The 19,738-nt window shown below is 45.0% G+C and carries 17 protein-coding genes; 1 reads left to right on the plus strand and 16 read right to left on the minus strand.

Going from position 1 to position 19,738, the window contains the following annotated elements; genetic code table 11:
- Positions 1 to 20: 20 nt before the first annotated feature.
- From pgpA to VEZ01S_RS00795, 14 genes are all read right to left on the minus strand, one after another.
- Entirely contained in the window at positions 21 to 524 is a 504-nt protein-coding gene (pgpA, locus tag VEZ01S_RS00730; RefSeq protein WP_021712093.1) for a phosphatidylglycerophosphatase A, read from the minus strand.
- 34 nt (positions 525 to 558) lie between these two features.
- A complete protein-coding gene (gene thiL / locus VEZ01S_RS00735) occupies positions 559 to 1,527 on the minus strand; it encodes a thiamine-phosphate kinase (protein ID WP_021712094.1) in 969 nt (322 codons plus the stop codon).
- A gap of 90 nt (positions 1,528 to 1,617) precedes the next feature.
- Entirely contained in the window at positions 1,618 to 2,091 is a 474-nt protein-coding gene (gene nusB / locus VEZ01S_RS00740; protein ID WP_021712095.1) for a transcription antitermination factor NusB, read from the minus strand.
- Positions 2,091 to 2,561, minus strand: coding sequence for a 6,7-dimethyl-8-ribityllumazine synthase (gene ribH / locus VEZ01S_RS00745; RefSeq protein WP_021712096.1), 471 nt, complete (start codon positions 2,559 to 2,561; stop codon positions 2,091 to 2,093). The genes nusB and ribH overlap by 1 nt, the downstream gene beginning before the upstream one ends.
- 137 nt (positions 2,562 to 2,698) lie before the next feature.
- Positions 2,699 to 3,808 carry a bifunctional 3,4-dihydroxy-2-butanone-4-phosphate synthase/GTP cyclohydrolase II gene (gene ribBA, locus VEZ01S_RS00750; RefSeq protein ID WP_021712097.1) on the minus strand — a complete coding sequence of 370 codons (1,110 nt, stop codon included), beginning with the start codon at positions 3,806 to 3,808 and terminating at the stop codon, positions 2,699 to 2,701.
- Positions 3,809 to 3,852: 44 nt separating this feature from the next.
- Positions 3,853 to 4,509, minus strand: a complete 657-nt coding sequence (locus VEZ01S_RS00755) for a riboflavin synthase (protein ID WP_021712098.1) — start codon at positions 4,507 to 4,509, stop codon at positions 3,853 to 3,855.
- Positions 4,510 to 4,522: 13 nt separating this feature from the next.
- The gene (gene ribD, locus VEZ01S_RS00760; RefSeq protein ID WP_021712099.1) at positions 4,523 to 5,617 is read right to left on the minus strand and encodes a bifunctional diaminohydroxyphosphoribosylaminopyrimidine deaminase/5-amino-6-(5-phosphoribosylamino)uracil reductase RibD; all 1,095 of its coding nucleotides are present in this window, start codon (positions 5,615 to 5,617) and stop codon (positions 4,523 to 4,525) included.
- Positions 5,618 to 5,623: 6 nt separating this feature from the next.
- Positions 5,624 to 6,073 carry a transcriptional regulator NrdR gene (gene nrdR, locus VEZ01S_RS00765; RefSeq protein WP_021712100.1) on the minus strand — a complete coding sequence of 150 codons (450 nt, stop codon included), beginning with the start codon at positions 6,071 to 6,073 and terminating at the stop codon, positions 5,624 to 5,626.
- 361 nt (positions 6,074 to 6,434) lie between these two features.
- Entirely contained in the window at positions 6,435 to 7,685 is a 1,251-nt protein-coding gene (locus VEZ01S_RS00770) for a glutamate-5-semialdehyde dehydrogenase (RefSeq protein ID WP_021712101.1), read from the minus strand.
- A 39-nt stretch (positions 7,686 to 7,724) separates the two neighbouring features.
- Complete coding sequence (proB, locus tag VEZ01S_RS00775; protein WP_021712102.1) at positions 7,725 to 8,834, minus strand: glutamate 5-kinase; 1,110 nt, start codon at positions 8,832 to 8,834, stop codon at positions 7,725 to 7,727.
- A 111-nt stretch (positions 8,835 to 8,945) separates the two neighbouring features.
- Positions 8,946 to 9,335 (minus strand): sigma factor-binding protein Crl, encoded by a 390-nt coding sequence (gene crl, locus VEZ01S_RS00780; protein WP_021712103.1) that lies wholly within the window; start codon positions 9,333 to 9,335, stop codon positions 8,946 to 8,948.
- 110 nt (positions 9,336 to 9,445) lie between these two features.
- Positions 9,446 to 10,681 carry an esterase FrsA gene (frsA, locus tag VEZ01S_RS00785; protein WP_021712104.1) on the minus strand — a complete coding sequence of 412 codons (1,236 nt, stop codon included), beginning with the start codon at positions 10,679 to 10,681 and terminating at the stop codon, positions 9,446 to 9,448.
- 117 nt (positions 10,682 to 10,798) lie between these two features.
- A complete protein-coding gene (gpt, locus tag VEZ01S_RS00790; RefSeq protein ID WP_021712105.1) occupies positions 10,799 to 11,263 on the minus strand; it encodes a xanthine phosphoribosyltransferase in 465 nt (154 codons plus the stop codon).
- A 25-nt stretch (positions 11,264 to 11,288) separates the two neighbouring features.
- A complete protein-coding gene (locus VEZ01S_RS00795) occupies positions 11,289 to 12,581 on the minus strand; it encodes an NCS2 family permease (protein ID WP_021712106.1) in 1,293 nt (430 codons plus the stop codon).
- A 930-nt stretch (positions 12,582 to 13,511) separates the two neighbouring features.
- On the opposite strand from VEZ01S_RS00795, the gene VEZ01S_RS00800 reads away from it, so the two are divergent.
- Complete coding sequence (locus VEZ01S_RS00800; protein WP_021712107.1) at positions 13,512 to 14,984, plus strand: aminoacyl-histidine dipeptidase; 1,473 nt, start codon at positions 13,512 to 13,514, stop codon at positions 14,982 to 14,984.
- An 81-nt stretch (positions 14,985 to 15,065) separates the two neighbouring features.
- Here the strand turns inward: VEZ01S_RS00800 and VEZ01S_RS00805 are convergent, their stop codons facing one another.
- On the minus strand, positions 15,066 to 15,602 hold the full coding sequence (locus tag VEZ01S_RS00805; protein ID WP_021712108.1) for a DUF3332 family protein: 537 nt from the start codon (positions 15,600 to 15,602) through the stop codon (positions 15,066 to 15,068).
- Positions 15,603 to 15,788: 186 nt separating this feature from the next.
- Positions 15,789 to 19,682, minus strand: coding sequence for a phosphoribosylformylglycinamidine synthase (gene purL / locus VEZ01S_RS00810; protein ID WP_021712109.1), 3,894 nt, complete (start codon positions 19,680 to 19,682; stop codon positions 15,789 to 15,791).
- Positions 19,683 to 19,738: the final 56 nt, after the last annotated feature.

Below are 19,738 nucleotides of genomic sequence, written 5' to 3' on the forward strand. Positions count from 1 at the left end.
CTAAGACTAACGCTTAATGTTTAAATCCAGCCTGAAACAAACCCTAAAATCGCTAAACAAATCCCTGCCATAACACCCGCAAGAATATCGTCTACCATAATGCCAAAGCCACCATGGACATGTTTATCTAAGTAGCTAATAGGCCACGGTTTGATCATATCGAAAGCACGAAACAGTACAAACCCCGCAATCAGCCACTTCCAATCATTGGCAGCAATACCCAGTAAAGGGACAACACTCATGGTAATCCAAAAGCCAGCAAACTCATCCCATACAATTGAGCCATGATCGTGTACGCCCATATCTTTAGACGTTACATCACATATTTTAATACCGACGATACAACTGATAATCACAATGATCCAATACGCACTTAAAGGAAGCTGAACTAGAGCCAGATAAAGTGGAATAGACGCTAAGGTTCCCATCGTGCCGGGAATAATCGGTGAAAGCCCACTACCGAAACCAGTTGCTAACAGATGCCATGGGTTATCTAACGATATTTTATCAAGGGGGTTGCTCATTGAGAGTATCTCTAAGTCGTTATATCAAATAGGGTTAAGAACGAAAGTGGTCAAATCCAAGCATCTCATTCTCTATTGCTTGTCCATTGTCAAACAAGCTTAAGCGCTGAGAATCGGTGATCTCTCCAATCTCAGTAATCATCAAATTTTGCTGTCTGGCAGCTTGATGCACAGACTCTACCAGATGTGATGGCAGGGTAAAGCACAGCTCGTATTCTTCACCACTTTTTAGCGCGTATTGCTGGGCAATTCGTTTGCCTTGTGTAAATTCAATAAGCTCAGACGAAACAGGAAGTTTATCACAATGCAATTTAGCGCCGACATTTGAACCTTGCATGATGTGCTGTATATCAGAGACTAAGCCATCTGATATATCAATGCAGCTACTGGCCTGCCCTCTCAGTAAGATGCCCAGTGCGACTCTAGAGCTTGCACAATAGTGACGACGCTCTAACTCACTAGCATGAGGCTGCTGTTGTTTACTCGGCTGTAAAATCACTTCAAGGCCAGCATGGCTGTCACCTAGGTAGCCACTCACAAACACTTTATCACCCACTTTAGCGCCAGAGCGTAACAGGGCTTTTCCTTGCGGTACAAAGCCTTGTACCGTCAGCGTAATTCCCAGTGGACCGCGAGTAGTATCTCCCCCGATCAATTGCAGATCATGTGCATTCGCAAGCTCAAAGAAGCCCTTACAAAAGCCCTCAAGCCAATCGTCATCAGGAGAAGGTAACGTAATAGCCATAGAGACCCAAGCAGGTTCAGCGCCCATTGCAGCAAGATCGCTTATGTTCGAGGCCAAAGCTTTGTGTCCCACCCACTGCGGGTTGGCATGTTCAAGGAAGTGTGTGCCCGCAATCAAAGAATCGGTACTGACCGCAATATGAGTATTCGCTGGTGCCACCAGCAACGCACAATCATCCCCTTGAGAGAGTGCTACATCACTGCGCGTTACTTGCTGATGGGTAAAATACTTATTGATAAGGTCAAACTCTCCAGCCACATCTTTTCCTTAAAATTCAATTGAACACATACAAAAAAGGCCAGCAGATGCTGACCTTTTCACTATAGAGTTTTCAACAGTCTATTTCGACTATTTTCTATTTTTACAAAGCGTTGGTGCAGCTTTATCAAGTACACCATTCACGAACTTATAGCTGTCTTCAGCAGCAAATACTTTCGCCAATTCAATTGCTTCGTTAATTACAACTTTATGAGGAACGTCTTCACGACGAGTCATCTCATAAACGGCTAGACGAAGAAGTGCTAATTCCATCATATCCAAGTCCTGCATAGGACGAGAAAGGAATGGACGTAGCTTACTGTCAAGCTCTTGGTGAGACAGTGCAACACCAGTTAACAGGTCACGGAAGTATGCTACATCTGTTTCTTGTTCGTTCAGTGCCGGCTCATCAGCTTGGGTTTCTTCTTCCCCGTACTTCCCTGCGGACAAAAACTGTTCTTCTACAGTTGCGATATTCTCTTTAGTGATCTGCCAAGAATAAATAGCTTGTAGAGCAAATTGACGTGCATTACGACGTGCGGCTGGTTTCACACTGGCCCCCATTAGGAATCGATTTCAGAAAGAACGTTGATCATTTCAAGCGCGCTTAGTGCAGCTTCAGCACCTTTGTTACCTGCTTTGGTTCCAGCACGCTCGATAGCTTGATCTATGGTATCAACGGTCAATACACCAAATGCAACGGGTAGACTGTACTCCAGTGACACTTGCGCAAGACCTTTATTACACTCACTACAAACATAGTCAAAATGTGGCGTTCCACCACGGATAACTGAACCTAGAGAAACGATAGCATCGTATTTCTCGGTACGAGCAACACGTTGAGCAACGAGAGGTAATTCTACCGCACCAGGACAACGTACTACTGTTATGTTTTCTTCTGCAACCTGTCCATGGCGCTTCAAGGTATCGATAGCACCAGACAATAAGCTTTCGTTGATAAAGCTATTAAAACGCGAAATTACTATAGCAATTTTAGCATTAGGGGCTGGAAATCCACCTTCGATGACTTTCATAAGTTTTCCTTCAACTATCTCATGAGTGAGAATCGCCGGATTCTAGCACAATTATGTGACTAGGATCTAATCTCATTTCAGCAAATTCTCTAGTTATTGATTAAACGGGTCGAATTGCGACCCGTCCATGTTAAATGTTATTCACACACATACTCTACAACGTCCAAGCCAAAGCCAGACAGAGAGTGGTAACGCTTATTGCTTGATGACATTAATTTCATCTTGCTTACGCCCATATCAGCTAAAATTTGTGAGCCGACACCCACTCGACGTGACGTCCCTTGTTTCTTAGCCATAGCAGGCGCTTCGCCTTTGTCTTGCAGTTCAAAGGCTTTTAATTTGTGGATTAATTGCTCACTGGTTTCTTCATTTCCCAGTACCACCAACACCCCACCTTCATCACCGATGCGCTGCATCGCTTTGTCCAAAGACCAGCTGCGATCAGAGTTACGATTTGAGTTCAGTAAATCGGTAAACGTATCTTGCAAATGTACACGTACTAAACAAGGGGCTTCAGAAATGTCACCTTTACGCAGTGCGTAGTGAATTTGGTTATCAATCGTGTCACGGTAAGTCACCATGTCGAAATCACCAAACTCAGTGGGCATTTTGCACTCAGCGACACGCTCGATGGTCGTTTCGGTGTTGTTACGATACTCGATCAAGTCGGCAATAGTGCCTAGCTTAACACCGTGCTTCTCAGCAAAAATCTCTAGATCAGGACGACGTGCCATTTCACCATCGTCTTTTAGGATCTCAACGATAACCGATGCTGGCTCGCAGCCCGCTAGACGTGCTAAATCACATCCGGCTTCTGTATGCCCTGCGCGAGTTAATACACCGCCATCTTGTGCTGATAGAGGGAAGATATGACCCGGTTGCACCAGATCCGCCGCTTTAGCATCTGCCGCGACTGCTGCTTGCACTGTAACCGCGCGATCGGCTGCCGAAATACCGGTAGTCACACCTTCAGCCGCTTCAATCGATACCGTAAAGGCGGTGGAGTATTGAGCGTTATTGTCTTGAACCATAGGTGGAAGACCTAAACGAGCACAGCGCTCTTGAGTCATAGTCAGACAAATAAGACCGCGTCCGTAGGTCGCCATGAAGTTGATCGCCTCTGGAGTAATGTGCTCCGCAGCCATGATAAGGTCGCCTTCGTTTTCACGATCCTCATCATCCATTAGGATAACCATCTTACCTAAGCGAATATCTTCAATAATTTCTTGTGGTGAGCTGATAGGCATCTTTTATTTCCTGTTTAAGAGTCTGTCACACGCGTGAATCACGCCTATGCAAAGCCGTTTTGTTGTAAAAATTCCATAGTGATATTCGAGGTGTTTTGTGATTGCTCCGAACCCACACCGAGCAGTCGCTCCATATACCGAGCAAGTACATCAACCTCTAGGTTTACTTTTCTTCCTACCGCAAACTCATCAATAATAGTTTGCTCACTAGTGTGAGGTACGATAGTTAATTTAAAGCCATTCTTACGCAGATCGTTGACAGTTAAACTAATGCCATCCACCGTAATTGAGCCCTTTTGAGCCACATAACGTTCTAATTCACTAGGCAGTTCAACCCAATATTCAACCGCACGACCGACAGGGATTCGTTCTACAATCGTCCCCATACCATCAACATGCCCGGACACAATATGACCGCCAAAGCGTGTGGTCGGAAGCATGGCTTTTTCGAGATTCACTCTATCGCCAACTTGATACTGACTAAAGCCCGTTTTGTTGAGTGTTTCTACAGAAAGATCAGCGGTAAACGAACGCTGATCAAAACGAACAACCGTCAGGCAAATACCATTGGTTGCAATACTGTCCCCCAGTTGTACGTCCGACATATCTAAAAGCCCAGTATCCACTGTAATAGAAATATCTTCGCCCTGATTGGTAATGGCACTGAGAGTGCCAACGGCTTCGACGATACCGGTAAACATAGTAATTCCTGCTCTATTTTGATGATTTAAAAGTAGCGACCAACTTAATATCAGGCCCTACTTGGGTAAGTTGTTCAATATTTAATGCTATTGCCTGATCCATTTCGGTTAACCCGGTTAGATTGATCAAACTTTGCGCATCACTTCCCATGATCTTTGGGGCTAAATAAACGATAAGCTCATCAACCAAGCCTTGTTCAATAAAGCTTGCGGCTAGCGTTGCTCCCGCTTCAACCCAGATATGGTTGATATTGTGTTGCGAGGCTAAGTTTGCAAGCAGTTGCGGTAATTCTACTGCTGAATCGATACTGCCGTCTTGTTTTTCTTGCTCAGAAACTACCAAGATCTCACCAGAGGTCGCAAACAATCGTAAATCCGAAGTCAGACGCTGCCGACGATCAAGAATCACTCGGAGCGGCTGTCGCACTTCTCCTGCGGGATAATGCACGCGCACATCCTCGGCAAGTTCATCTAAACGGACGTTTAATGAGGCATTATCATCAATTACCGTTTTTGACGTGGAAAGTATCGCCCCCGCTTGAGCTCGATACCCTTGTACATCTGCACGAGCCAGCGCACTGGTGATCCACTGGCTATTGCCATTTTCTAACGCCGTTTTACCGTCAAGACTGGCGGCCATTTTCAGTTGAACCCATGGCATACCTGTGCGCATCTTTTTCAAGAAAGGTCGGTTGATGCGCTCAGCGTCAGCCTCTAGCAGCCCAACTTGTACTTCAATGCCCGCCTCTTTGAGCATGGCGATACCATTACCTGAAACGGATGGATTAGGGTCTTGCATCGCGCAAATAACACGCGCAACACCGGCCTCAATCAAACCTTTAGCGCAAGGGGGTGTGCGTCCATAGTGTGAGCAGGGCTCTAAGGTGACATAAGCGGTAGCGCTTTTGGCTTGCTCGCCAGCCATCGCCAGTGCATGAACCTCAGCATGAGGTCCACCGGCACGAATATGGTAGCCATGGCCGACTATGGTTTCGCCTTGGGTAATCACACAGCCAACATTGGGATTAGGATGGGTGGTAAATCGGCCTTTTTCAGCCAATTTAATCGCCTTTGCCATCATCTGGTGATCGAATACAGAAAAATTCATTTCGATTTAGTCTTCTAGTCTAGCGATCTCTTCGCCAAACTCTTTAATATCTTCAAAACTGCGGTACACAGAAGCAAAACGAATATACGCAACCTTATCCAACTCTTTGAGCTGATCCATAACTAGGTTACCTATCATGTCGCTCGACACTTCTCGCTCACCAGTGGCGCGCAATTTAGATTTAATCATACTCAGGGACAGTTCAACCGCATCGGCACTCACAGGACGTTTCTCTAACGCGCGATGTAAGCCATTTGCCAGTTTATCTTCATTAAACGGTTCACGGTTGCCATTGGATTTAATGACCTTTGGCATCACTAATTCTGCGCTTTCAAAAGTGGTAAATCGCTCATTACAAGCAATGCATTGGCGGCGGCGACGTACTTGATGCCCGTCAGCAACCAATCGAGAGTCGATGACTTTAGTCTCATTTTCTGAACAAAATGGGCAGTGCATACAAGCTCCATAATTGTGATAAAAAGGAAAGGAACTTTGCAGTGAAGCATATTATCTAAATCACAGTCAGTGGAGCTCAACAAAGGCTCATAACACCTTGGAATAGTTCAATAAAGAGTCAATCGACAATCGACACTCTCACGTCACTATCAAGTATTTGTAGCGACTGTCTGTGATATCAAATATACCTTAAACACCACAAGGCAACTGAATCTTATAGTGTAACGGATTTAGCGGATTGATTCGAGCAAGTTGCTCCAAGCAAATAAATGAAAAAAGGGCTCTGTGATAGAGCCCTCATTACTGCCGCTGTAAATAACACTATCAATGACTTAGTCAGCGAATACTAAGTCGAGCCAACTTATGGGCGAGGCAGGTAATTTCCTTTCCCTACCCACTTGTAGCTAGTGAGTTCTTCAAGCCCCATAGGACCGCGAGCGTGCAGTTTTTGAGTCGATACAGCTACTTCTGCGCCCAAACCAAATTGAGCTCCATCAGTAAATCGAGTAGACGCATTCACATACACGGCAGCTGAGCCTGCTGCATTGATAAAACGTTCTGCATGATTAAGATCATTGGTCATAATCGCATCAGAGTGACTCGCATTATGATCGCGCATATGTTGAATCGCAGCATCTACATCATCAACCACTTTAACCCCAAGCACAAACGCTAGCCATTCAGTATCAAAGTCACCTTCTACCGCTTCCCTTACTTTGTTCGCATGAGTTAGATACGACAATGCAGAGTCATGAGCAACAAATTCGACTTTGTCTTTAAGTGATGTCACCAATTGGCTTAAGAATTCAGCGGCGACCGCTTTATGTACTAATAACGTATCCAAAGAGTTACACGCCGATGGACGTTGTACTTTCGAGTTTGCCACCACTGTCACTGAACGTTCAATATCAGCGCTTTCATCCACAAAAATATGTGAAATGCCAAAGCCGCCAATAATCACTGGGATAGTGCTGTTTTCTTTACACATTTTATGTAATCCCGCACCGCCACGAGGGATAATCATATCTACGTATTCATCCAGCTTTAGCAATTGAGACACTAATTCACGATCCGGCTTTTCGATATATTGAACCGAAGCGGTAGGGAGCCCCGTTTTCTCTAGTGCCGTTTGAATCACCTTAACCAGTGCCATATTCGAATGAAAGGTTTCTCGACCACCACGTAAAATGCTCGCGTTGCCTGTTTTAAGACACAAGGATGCAATATCAATGGTGACATTCGGTCGGGCTTCGTAAATAACCCCGACTACGCCGAGCGGAACACGGCGACGTGACAGTGATAAACCATTTTCCAATACACGGCTGTCTAACTCACTGCCAATCGGATCATTTAAGGTAATAACATTGCGAACATCACTGGCGATCGCTTTTAGGCGATCTTCATTCAGCAATAAACGATCCAGCAGTGCTTCGCTCATACCCGCATCGCGAGCGGCTTGAATATCGATAGCATTGGCTTCAAGAATGGTGTTTGATTGCTTTTCCAGTTCATCGGCCATGACCGCTAATGCATTATTTTTAGTGGCGGTTGTGGTGGTAGCAAGTGCAAATGATGCTTGTTTTGCGCGCTGTCCTAATTGAATTAAGTCCAAAATACTGTCCTCTATAATATTATCTTGGCTGGTCAGCCGTTAATCTTGCATCATGACTAAATCGTCACGGTGGATGATCTCTGAGCCATAATCATGCCCAAGAACCTCGCCAATTTCTTTGCTGTGCATACCTTGAATTTGAATCATATCTTCGCTGGAATATTTAACTAATCCTTTGGCAATGAGAGTGCCTGATTGATTCACAATACGTGCAACTTCGCCACGGGCAAATTCACCGTTGACCTCTGTCACCCCTTTTGCCAGCAAGCTACTGCCTTTACGTTGCAATGCATTCACTGCGCCATCATCAATGACAATGTCACCAGAAGCGGCAGGTCCTGCCAATATCCAACGTTTTCTGTTTTCTAAAGATTCAGGTAAAGGTAGGAAGCGGGTACCGCACGGCGAAGAAGACACGCTTTCTAAAATCACGTTGTCTGCACTGCCTGCCGCTATAATGACCTCAATACCAGAGCGTCGAGCAATATCCGCCGCTTGCAGTTTCGTGGCCATGCCGCCCGTCCCCAGAGTCGTGCCACTGCCACCGGCAATTTTAATCAAGGTTTCATCAATGGTAGACACTTCACGAATCAATTTAGCGTCAGGATTATTTCGTGGATCAGCGGTAAATAAACCCGGTTGATCAGTGAGCAATACCAACGTGTCCGCACCACACAAAATGCCGACTAATGCAGACAAATTATCATTGTCTCCCACCTTTATTTCGGTGGTGGCTACCGCATCGTTTTCATTGACGATAGGGATAATATTATGTTCAACCAAAGTATTAATGGTGTCGCGCGCATTTAAGAAGCGCTCTCTATCTTCAAGATCCGCACGGGTCAACAACATCTGACCTATCTTCAAGTTGTAGATAGAAAAGAGAGACTCCCATACTTGGATAAGGTGTGACTGACCGACAGCCGCTAGCAGTTGTTTGGTGGCCATTGATTTCGGCAAACTGGGGTGTCCCAATTGTTCTCGACCTGCGGCAATCGCACCAGAAGATACCAACACCAAATGATAACCACGTTGCTTCAACTCTGCGCATTGACGCACTAGCTCAACCATGTGCGCACGATTAAGAAATTGAGACCCGCCGGTTATGACACTTGTGCCCAGTTTTACAACAACTGTCTTAGCTTGCATTTATAACTCGTTCATCTTGATAAAGGAGTGTCTTTTTTAACAAGCTAAGCACTGTTTCACAAGCAAAAAAGCAAAAAGGCACCCTTAGGTGCCTTTATTGTCAGATTTTCACTATGCTACGGCTTCAGAATTCTCATGAAGTTCAAATTCTAATGCGAACTGTTCGCTGAGTTGAGTCTGCAACTTTGTTTGAAAAACAGACTGCGTGCGTTTCACTTCTTCAGTGGCCGCTGCGGGCAGTTTCTCGTCTACCCAAGCACCTGACGCATTGTATTTACCATAATGAAAATGCGCGATGCACGTTGGCGCCTCGTCTTGTTTTTCAAGCTCCATCCACCAGCCCCAAAACTCACGACACTCTGGCGACTTTTTGTCATCGACGCAAACAGACAGGCAATCAAACAAATATAAGTTTGGCTTGCACTCTGATTCACGTAAATATGGACCAATCGCTTTAAGCTTTGCGATCATACGATGATAAGTTGGTTGCTTCCCTAGCATAATAACTCCATTTATTATTTTTTCGCCCGTTATAATACGTACCGAACGTTTTATTGTTGCTCATCAGTTACATAAGCTGGAGTTATAGTGCCATTAAATTAACATTGTTGTCACGATTTTAATTCATTTAACAACCAATCAACGGCTAAATCTAACGATTTTTGATAACCTTGACTCAAATTCTTAGATGGAACTTTGACTGCTTGACCGACTTTGCTCGACATGGAAATCAACTTATTGTCACTATGTGGCGCAATGGGATCACCATCTAGAGAGATCGCTAACAACGGCACGCTAGTGCGCCTAGAAGCCAGTAAGCCTTGTGTTTTTAAAGACCACGCTGACATTTGCCCTGCTAAGCTTTGGATATCAAGCGGTGACTTACCTAGCCGAGATCCTAGTACATCCAAATACATCTTAGGCATGCTTGCCACTTTATCGGGAGACGCAAAAACATCATGCACTGGTGCACCGATAGTGACGCAGGCTTTAATGCGGCTTTGCTCTAAAAAGCTCAACCTAACCAATGCATTACCACCAAAGCGGAAACCCAATAACCCCACGTTCCAGTGATCGATAAAAGGCACTTGTGGTAAATGATCTAATACCGCTTTATGCAGGCAACTTGAATCTTCCGACAATGTCCATTTACTGCTTTTGCCGATTGATGGCATATCAATGGTCAGCATCGCAAACTCATTCGGAGCAAGGTGCTCTAGGAAAAGTTTCCACATATCTGTTTGTACACTATCAAGACCGGCGCAGACGATAACCACGGGCAATGGGCGCTCAGTATGTGGCAGGTGCAAATTCGCTTGAATGGTTTTGCCTTTGTACGGCACATTAATTTGCTTAAACACGTACTTGCTTAACCGTGAGGCTTCATCATAGGCTTTATTGGCCAGCACCTGAGCTTGTGATGCAAGGTTATCACCTTTGATGTGTGGATAAGCGGCAATGCTAAAGTACAAACTGGCTTTATACAGCGCCAGCGCAGCTTCATCGCCTTGTAACTCATGGGCTTTACGCTGATGAGTCATACCTGCTTGAGTCCACTCATAAGCCCAATTTCCCGAACGAAACCCAGTAACAGTATCGAGCCACTCATCCTTAGAGCGGGAGTGTGTTGACGAAGAAATACGCGCTAATACTTGTTCCTGCTCAATAGGATCAGCACCTTGCCAAATCCACTGCAAACGACGCAGATTGCGATACCACGATTGTGCTGGTTTGTCTTCTAATTGGCTGAGGCTGCTCGGCATGTAATGCGTTAAGCATGAGGTTTCTTTGGCTTTTAAATGTTTGGTAAACAGTTTTTCAGAAAGGTTCTTGTTGTCATCATTCATAAAGGGGCGTCTACATATTGAACTTATCACTAAGCATAAACAAAAAATGCCTCTAAGATAGAGGCATTTTGCATAAATTTTATTTTAAGGCATTAAGCAAAAGCTCAATGGCCTTAACTACTTGCGTTTGCGATTGATAGGCTCAACAAACGTTAGTTGCATGTCCCATGGTTGCTCAATCCAGGTTTCCTGCTCAATGTCGACAACGTAGTCGTCTAACAGGTCAGCGCCAGAAGGTTTTGCACAAACCGCAATCAGTTTAGCTTTAGGGTACATTTCACGTAATTTACGTGCTGTGTCACCACTATCGACTAAATCTTCAACGATAAGGAAGCCTTCACCATCACCCTCAGGAGCTTTGAGAACGCTCATATCACGTTGGTGATCATGGTCGTAACTTGAGATACAGATAGTATCCACATAACGAATACCTAATTCGCGAGCAAGGATAGCAGCAGGAACTAAGCCACCACGGCTCACACCCCAAATTCCTTTCCATTGTTCGGCAGGCATTTGGCGCGCAGCAAGCTCGCGACAACTGGTCTGCATTTCATCCCAAGTAATGATGTGTTTTTTTGGCATAACGGGTAAACCTATTTAAGACTAATTAACCGGCAAAAGCATATTTTAAAATAAAGATAGCAGACATAATCCAAACACTAACGGATACATCGCGTCCTTTACCGCTTAACAATTTAATTGCAGCGTAAGAAATAAAGCCTAAAGTAATGCCCTCAGCAATAGAGAATGTAAGTGGCATTAGCAAGCAAGTAACAACAACGGGAGCGGCTTCTGTAATGTCACTCCAGTCAATGTTAACTAGACCAGATAGCATCAGTATTGCTACGTAAAACAGTGCGCCCGCTGTCGCATAAGTCGGAATCATACTCGCTAATGGCGAAAACAGCAAAGCTAATAGGAAAAGTACGCCAACAGTCACCGCTGTTAGACCAGTACGACCACCGGCCGCTACACCTGCTGTTGATTCTACGTATGAAGTCGTATTTGAAGTACCCAACAGAGCGCCAACTGAAGTTGCGGTTGAGTCCGCTAGCAGTGCTTTGTTTAGACGAGGCAGTTTACCGTCTTCTTTAATTAAGTTTGCTTTGCTAGCGACACCCACAAGAGTACCGGCTGTATCAAACAAATCCACGAATAAGAAAGCAAATACCACTGAGATCATGCCCACTTCAAACACACCCGCAAAATCGAGTTGCATGAACGTTGGAGCAAGGCTCGGAGGTGGTGCCATAATGCCGTGATATTGAACGTCGCCGAAAATCATGCCTAAAACCGTTACACAAAGGATAGCAATCATAACCGCGCCACTTGTTCCGCGATGAACAAGAGCAATAGTAATAAAGAAGCCCACGGCAGCTAAGATAGCGTGCAGACCGGTAATATCACCTAGAGAGACCAATGTTGCTGGGTTATCAACAACGATACCCGCATTTTTAAGACCGATAAACGCAAGGAAAAGACCAATACCTGCTGAGATACCAGTACGCAGTGACATAGGAATAGAGTTAATAATCCACTCACGAACGCGACATAGGCTCAATAGGATAAACAGAATACCTGACATGAATACCGCAGCTAGCGCGACTTGCCATGTATACCCCATACCGAGAACAACGCCATACGTAAAGAAGGCATTTAGCCCCATACCTGGTGCTTGAGCAATTGGGTAGTTCGCGTATAAACCCATAACAAAACAGCCAATAGCCGCTGCTAAACACGTTGCTACAAATACAGCGCCGTGATCCATACCTGTTGCTGACAACATAGTAGGGTTTACAAAAATGATGTAAGCCATTGTCAGGAACGTCGTGATCCCCGCAATGATTTCTGTGCGAACGGTTGTACCATGTTCACGTAATTTGAATAGCTTCTCGAGCATTATCAATTCCTAAAAATATATAAAAGTAAACGTTTGCGTAAATAAATTGGCGTGAATTATAGAGAGTAACATGCTGAAATACCATACTAATTCCGCTATTTATTCCATATTGAGCGATGAGCTTTCTCTGATCCTAAAAAGTAAAAACCGTAAACCACTGATATTTATAAATATAAATCTATTAACATCATAAGATTATTTTGTGTGTTTTTTAGTCTCTTTAAAAGTTTCAGTGATGTAAAAGCTAAATATTTGTTCGTGTAGCACATAAAAACCGCCAACTCGTACACTGAAATCAGCCAGAGCAGTTAAAGTGCATGATTTAGATTTTAAAATGAGAGAAATGCAGACGAAAAAAAAGCCGCTCTAGTATGGAACGGCTTATGAAATCAGTAATTAATTTCTAATATATCAGGGGTGAACCGAAGTTCAATCACATGCTTAAAAACCCTATAACAGGGTTGAAACTGTAGGTAATTCATCATCTCGACCGACAAGTCAGATAACTCAAATCTAAAGCTCCAAGGCTAACCAGTTGATAAACAACAAGTTTGCGCTTTAATTTAGCATTGGTACAGACAAAATAATGAGTGGGGTGACTCACAGAAGGGTTGTCTGTATCGACAGAAAAGATATTACCAATGCTGTAATTTAATTACAAGTGCATTTATTCAATTACCACAAAATTTCTAATTAGAGTGTTTTTTCGCCACCTTTCTGTAATTTAATTTCAGCAATAAAATAAATTAACTAAATACACATTGATTACCATTGCGTAACAACCGGTGATAACTAGCTCCCACATAACCTACCTTTGCCTGTCCAACCCTACCCCCTAGTGATATCCTAACCTCATTCAACTGGGCAACACGATGCCAGTCAAAGCGCCGTCTTTAATGAGCGCACTTTTATGCATGAAGGAGTATCACCATGTCTACATTTCTTAGCGAGATCACCAAGCAAACTCAAAACCCGATCTGGCCATTTTTCGATACCATTTGCTCGATTCCTCACCCATCAAAACATGAGCAAGCACTTTCTGATCACATTGTAGCCTGGGCAAAAGAGCAAGGTCTTTCCGTCAAGTCTGATGCCGCTGGTAATCTGTTTATTAAAAAACCTGCCACTGCAGGAATGGAAAATAAAAAAGGTGTTGTACTACAAGCGCACATCGATATGGTTCCGCAAAAAAACGAAGATACCGAACACGACTTTACCCTTGATCCTATCCTTCCTTATATTGATGGCGAGTGGGTAACGGCCACCGGCACAACCCTTGGCGCGGATAACGGTATTGGTATGGCATCCTGTCTTGCTGTGCTAGCCGCAACTGATATTGAGCATGGCCCACTTGAAGTACTGCTAACGATTGATGAAGAAGCCGGTATGACTGGTGCGTTTGCCCTTCAAGAAGGTTGGCTAGAAGGCGACATCCTACTTAATACCGATTCAGAGCAAGAAGGTGAAGTCTACATGGGCTGTGCTGGCGGTATTGACTCTAGCCTTGAATTTGACGTGCAACGTGAGGCAATTCCAGAAGGCTTTGTCGCGAAAAAGCTGATTTTAAAAGGCTTAAAAGGCGGTCACTCTGGTTGTGATATCCACACCGGCCGTGGCAATGCCAACAAGCTATTGGCTCGCTTCCTTGCCGATCACGCTTTGCAACTTGACCTAAAATTGATTGATTTCAATGGCGGTAGCCTGCGCAACGCTATTCCTCGTGAAGGCTCTGTGACTCTCGCCGTTGCAACGCAAAACATTGGTAAATTAGAAGCAGCACTTGCCGAATACACCAAGACCTTAACCGCTGAGTTAGGGGCCATTGAAACGACTATCGCGACTTTCATTGAAGATGTAGAAGCGCAGTTCGGTGTGTTCTCCCAGCAAAGCCAGCAAACGTTAATTGCCGCGCTAAATGCGTGCCCGAACGGCGTCATTCGCATGAGTGATGCCATTGAAGGTGTGGTTGAAACCTCGCTAAACCTTGGCGTGATTACTACCGAGCAAGATAAAGTGACTGCCCTGTGCTTGATTCGTTCTTTGATTGATTCAGGTCGTCGCCAAGTCGAAAGCATGCTCACTTCAGTGGCAACTTTGGCTGGCGCAAAAGTGACTTTCTCTGGCGCTTACCCTGGCTGGAAACCGGATGCAGATTCAGAAATCATGGCGGTATTCCGCGATATGTATCAGCAAGTATACGGACACATCCCTAACATTATGGTTATCCATGCCGGTTTAGAGTGTGGCCTATTCAAAAAGCCTTACCCGAATATGGATATGCTGTCGTTTGGCCCGACTATCCGCTTCCCTCACTCACCAGATGAAAAAGTAAAAATTGATACCGTTGATCTTTACTGGGAACAAATGGTCAATCTACTAAAACACATTCCAAATAAAGGCTAGTTAGCGCTGTAATAGCAATTAACTGCTTCTTAAACGACAAAAGCCGAGCAATGCTCGGCTTTTTCTATTCTATAACCAACACTAAGCTTTAGTTGCGGCTAGCTCTTGCAGTTGTGCAAGTGTCGTTTCTGCGACTAAGTCACCATTGTAGTAATAGCTGACTTTGTCACCGTCACGAACACCTTCAATAAGCGCTTTGTCACCATTGTTATAAGTGACATTCATTTGCACGGTATTGGCATCAATCGCTTCAAACGTCGATGATTCAACCTGACGCATACTAATAGGATCTAGCGGCGCTTCGGTCAGTGACGGATCAAGATCATCATTCATGTTGTACATAGTTTCAACTTTTGAGTCGAAGATATGCGGTTTACCATTGAGCGGGTTTTTACCTGCCCAGAATTCGATAGAGTTGAAGATCAATGTATCCGCAGCCACTGACAAAGCATACACAGGCGCAAGTAGCATGTTCACACCACCACGAGCGTAACGGTTATCCACCACTTCAAGGTTAAACTTCATCACATAACCTGTCACCGCATTGGTACCAATACAACCAGTCAACGATGCGGCTAACACAGCAGCGCCAATGGCTTTCAAACAAAATTTTCTCATACAAACAATCCTTTATAGAGCATAGAAAAATTAATCAGCTCTATTAAGGTAGTTCACTTCTGAACCTTTACTATTGAAAACTAAGAAAAATTTACATTTTTTATCCATATTGCACGACAAGATCGCATTTATAAAAAAAGCGACCGTTAAGGTCGCTTATTAAATAATGTTGCTATGGCTTAGTTATTAGCCGATGTTCTTACGAACATTACGGAACATGCGCATCCAAGCAGAATCTTCACCCCAAGACTCAGGAGCCCAAGAGTTTGCCACTGTTCTAAATACACGCTCTGGGTGAGGCATCATGATAGTCACACGGCCATCTGCGGTTGTTAGACCTGTGATTGCGTTTGGTGAACCGTTCGGGTTGTTCGGGTATTGTTGAGTCGCGTTGCCGTTGTTATCAACGTAGCGAAGCGCAACCGTACCTGAGTTCTCAATCGCATTCAGGTGAGCGGAGTCTTTCACTTCTACGCGGCCTTCACCGTGAGAAACAGCGATTGGCATGCGAGAGCCCGCCATACCATCAAAGAATACGGAGTCAGATTTTTGCACTTCAACCAAGCTAAAGCGAGCTTCAAAACGCTCAGATTCGTTGCGTACAAAACGCGGCCATAAGTCAGCACCAGGAATCAACTCTTTAAGATTTGATAGCATCTGACAACCGTTACATACACCTAGAGAGAAAGTGTCTTGACGGTTGAAGAAGCCAGCGAATTGGTCACGAGCTTGCGCATTGAACAATACAGACTTAGCCCAACCTTCACCCGCGCCCAGTACGTCACCGTAAGAGAAGCCACCACAAGCCACTAAGCCTTGGTATTCTTCAAGTACCGCTTGACCAGTTAAGATGTCGCTCATGTGGATATCCACAGAATCGAAACCAGCACGGTCAAAGGCTGCTGCCATTTCTACGTGAGAGTTCACGCCTTGCTCACGCAAGATAGCCATCTTAGGTTTAACGCCAGTAGCAATGTAAGGCGCTGCAATGTCTTCGTTTACATCAAAAGTCAGATCCACGTTCAGACCAGGGTCTGAGTTGTCTTTCTTGGCTGCAAACTCTTGGTCAGCACACACAGGGTTATCACGCAGTGCTTGCATCTTATGCGTAGTTTCAGCCCAGATAGTACGTAGCTCAGTACGTGAACGGTCAACAATGGCTGAGCCGTGAGCGTAGATTTCTACTTTATCGGTTGCTTCAACTGTGCCGATAACATGAGAACATGCTTCTAGGCCGTTGCTTGCCAGTACAGTGCGTACAAAGTCTAGGTCGTCATTGTTAACTTGAACAACTGCGCCTAACTCTTCGTTAAATAGTGCTGCTAGAACGTCTTCGCCAAGCTCAGAGATATCTGCTTTCACGCCACAGTGACCGGCAAATGCCATCTCTGCAAGCGTAACAAATAAACCACCGTCGCCTTTATCGTGGTAAGCCACTAGCTTGTCATCACGAACCAAAGTTTGCATTGCATCGAAGAAGCCTTTTAACTGCTCTGCGTTGTCAACGTCAGCTGGCTTGTCACCCAGTTGTTTGTACACTTGCGCTAGCGCTGTTGCGCCTAAACGGTTCTTACCGTTACCAAGGTCAACCAATACTAAGCTTGATTCGCCTTTGTCAGTGCGTAGCTGAGGAGTCACAGTCTTGCGAACATCTTCAACACGACCAAATGCAGTGATTACCAGTGAAAGAGGAGAAGTCACTTCTTTGTCTTCGCCGTTTTCATTCCACTTAGTCTTCATTGACATTGAGTCTTTACCCACAGGGATAGTTAGACCCAGTGCAGGACATAGCTCTTCGCCTACCGCTTTAACCGCTTCGTAAAGACCCGCGTCTTCACCAGGGTGACCTGCTGGAGACATCCAGTTAGCCGAAAGCTTAATGCGTTTAATATCGCCGATATCAGTACCTGCGATGTTAGTTAGAGACTCACCTACCGCCAAACGTGCAGATGCGCCAAAGTCTAACAGAGCAACCGGAGTACGCTCACCGATAGACATAGATTCGCCGTGGTAAGTATCGTAACTTGCCGCGGTTACCGCACAGTTAGCCACTGGAACCTGCCAAGGGCCGACCATTTGGTCACGAGCTACAAGGCCCGTTACGCTGCGGTCACCGATGGTGATAAGGAAGGTTTTCTCTGCAACCGTTGGCAAACGCAGTACGCGATCAATGGCTTCGTTTAGCTCAACACCGTCACGGTTAATAGCAGGGCTATCGACTTTTAGTGTTTTCGCATCACGGAACATCTTCGGTGTTTTGCCAAGCAACACATCCATCGGCATATCGATTGGTGTATTATCAAAATGAGTATCTTCTAGCGTTAGTTCACGCTCTTCAGTTGCAATACCCACTACCGCGTACGGTGCACGCTCACGCTTACAAATAGCGTCGAACGTTGCCATGTTTTCATCAGCAACCGCCATTACGTAACGTTCTTGAGATTCGTTACACCAAATTTCAAGTGGGCTCATACCCGGCTCATCGTTTGGCACATCACGCAGTTGGAATTTACCACCACGCTCACCGTCATCCACAAGCTCAGGAAGTGCGTTTGAGATACCGCCAGCGCCCACATCGTGGATAAAGGCGATTGGGTTTTCTTCACCAAGCTGCCAACAGCGGTCAATCACTTCCTGACAACGACGTTCCATCTCTGGGTTTTCACGTTGTACTGAAGCAAAATCAAGATCTTCTGCCGATTGACCTGAAGCCATAGAAGAGGCCGCGCCGCCGCCAAGACCAATGTTCATAGCAGGGCCGCCAAGAACAATCAGTTTGGCGCCCACTGGAATTTCACGTTTTTGCACGTGCTCGTCACGGATGTTACCCATGCCACCTGCCAACATAATAGGCTTGTGGTAACCACGGATTTCTTCACCAGCGTGAGACGTCACTTTTTCTTCGTAAGTACGGAAGTAACCCAATAGGTTTGGACGACCAAATTCGTTGTTAAATGCTGCGCCACCTAGTGGGCCTTCAGTCATAATATCCAACGCCGTTACGATGCGACCTGGCTTACCAAAGTCCGTTTCCCAAGGCTGTTCAAAGCCAGGAATGCGTAGGTTAGAGGTGGTAAAGCCCACTAAACCTGCTTTTGGTTTACCACCAATACCAGTTGCGCCTTCATCACGAATTTCGCCACCAGAACCGGTAGAAGCACCCGGCCAAGGAGAAATAGCGGTTGGGTGGTTATGAGTCTCAACCTTCATTAAGATGTGCGCATCTTCATGATTGTAAGAGTATTGACGAGTTTCTGGATCTGGGAAGAAACGACCTACTTTAGAGCCTTCCATAACCGCTGCGTTATCTTTATAAGCAGACAATACGTGGTCAGGAGTCACTTCCATGGTGTTTTTGATCATTTTGAACAATGACTTGTCTTGCGCGACGCCATCGATTGTCCAATCTGCGTTAAAGATCTTATGACGACAATGCTCTGAGTTTGCTTGAGCAAACATCATCAGCTCGATGTCGTTTGGATTACGGCCTAGTTTATTGAAGTTTTCAACTAGGTAATCAATTTCGTCTTCGGCTAATGCAAGACCTAGTGTGATGTTTGCTTCTTCAAGGGCTTTACGGCCACCAGCAAGCAAATCAACCACAGTGTGTGGCGCAGGTTCTGCAACCGTAAATAATGCTGAAGCTTGTTCCATCTCATTAAAGACCACTTCCATCATGCGGTCATGAATCAATGCTTTCACTGCTTTGATTTGAGCTTCATCTAACGCTACTGATGTCTCAACATAGTAAGCCGTACCACGTTCTAGACGCTTCACTGTGTCTAGACCACAATTGTGGGCAATATCAGTCGATTTAGATGACCATGGGGAGATGGTGCCAGGGCGTGGAGTAACAAGGAATAAAGTCCCTTGAGGTTCATGCTCTTCGATCGTTGGACCATAGGTAAGCAGTTTTTCTAGCTTATCTGTCTCTGAGGCGTCAAGTTCTGCACTTACGTCTGCGAAGTGCATAAACTCAGCATAAATACCTGTAACAGGTAGGCCTTGTTCACGACAAAGTTCTAGTAATTTTTGTACACGAAACTCAGAAAGAGCTGGGGAGCCACGCAAAATTCTCATGTGCTTAGGTCTCTTGATGATGGATTAAAGATAATATTCAAGTAAAAACAATAGGT

It is taken from the genome of Vibrio ezurae NBRC 102218, assembly GCF_000467185.1.
Taxonomy (GTDB): Bacteria; Pseudomonadota; Gammaproteobacteria; order Enterobacterales; family Vibrionaceae; genus Vibrio; species Vibrio ezurae.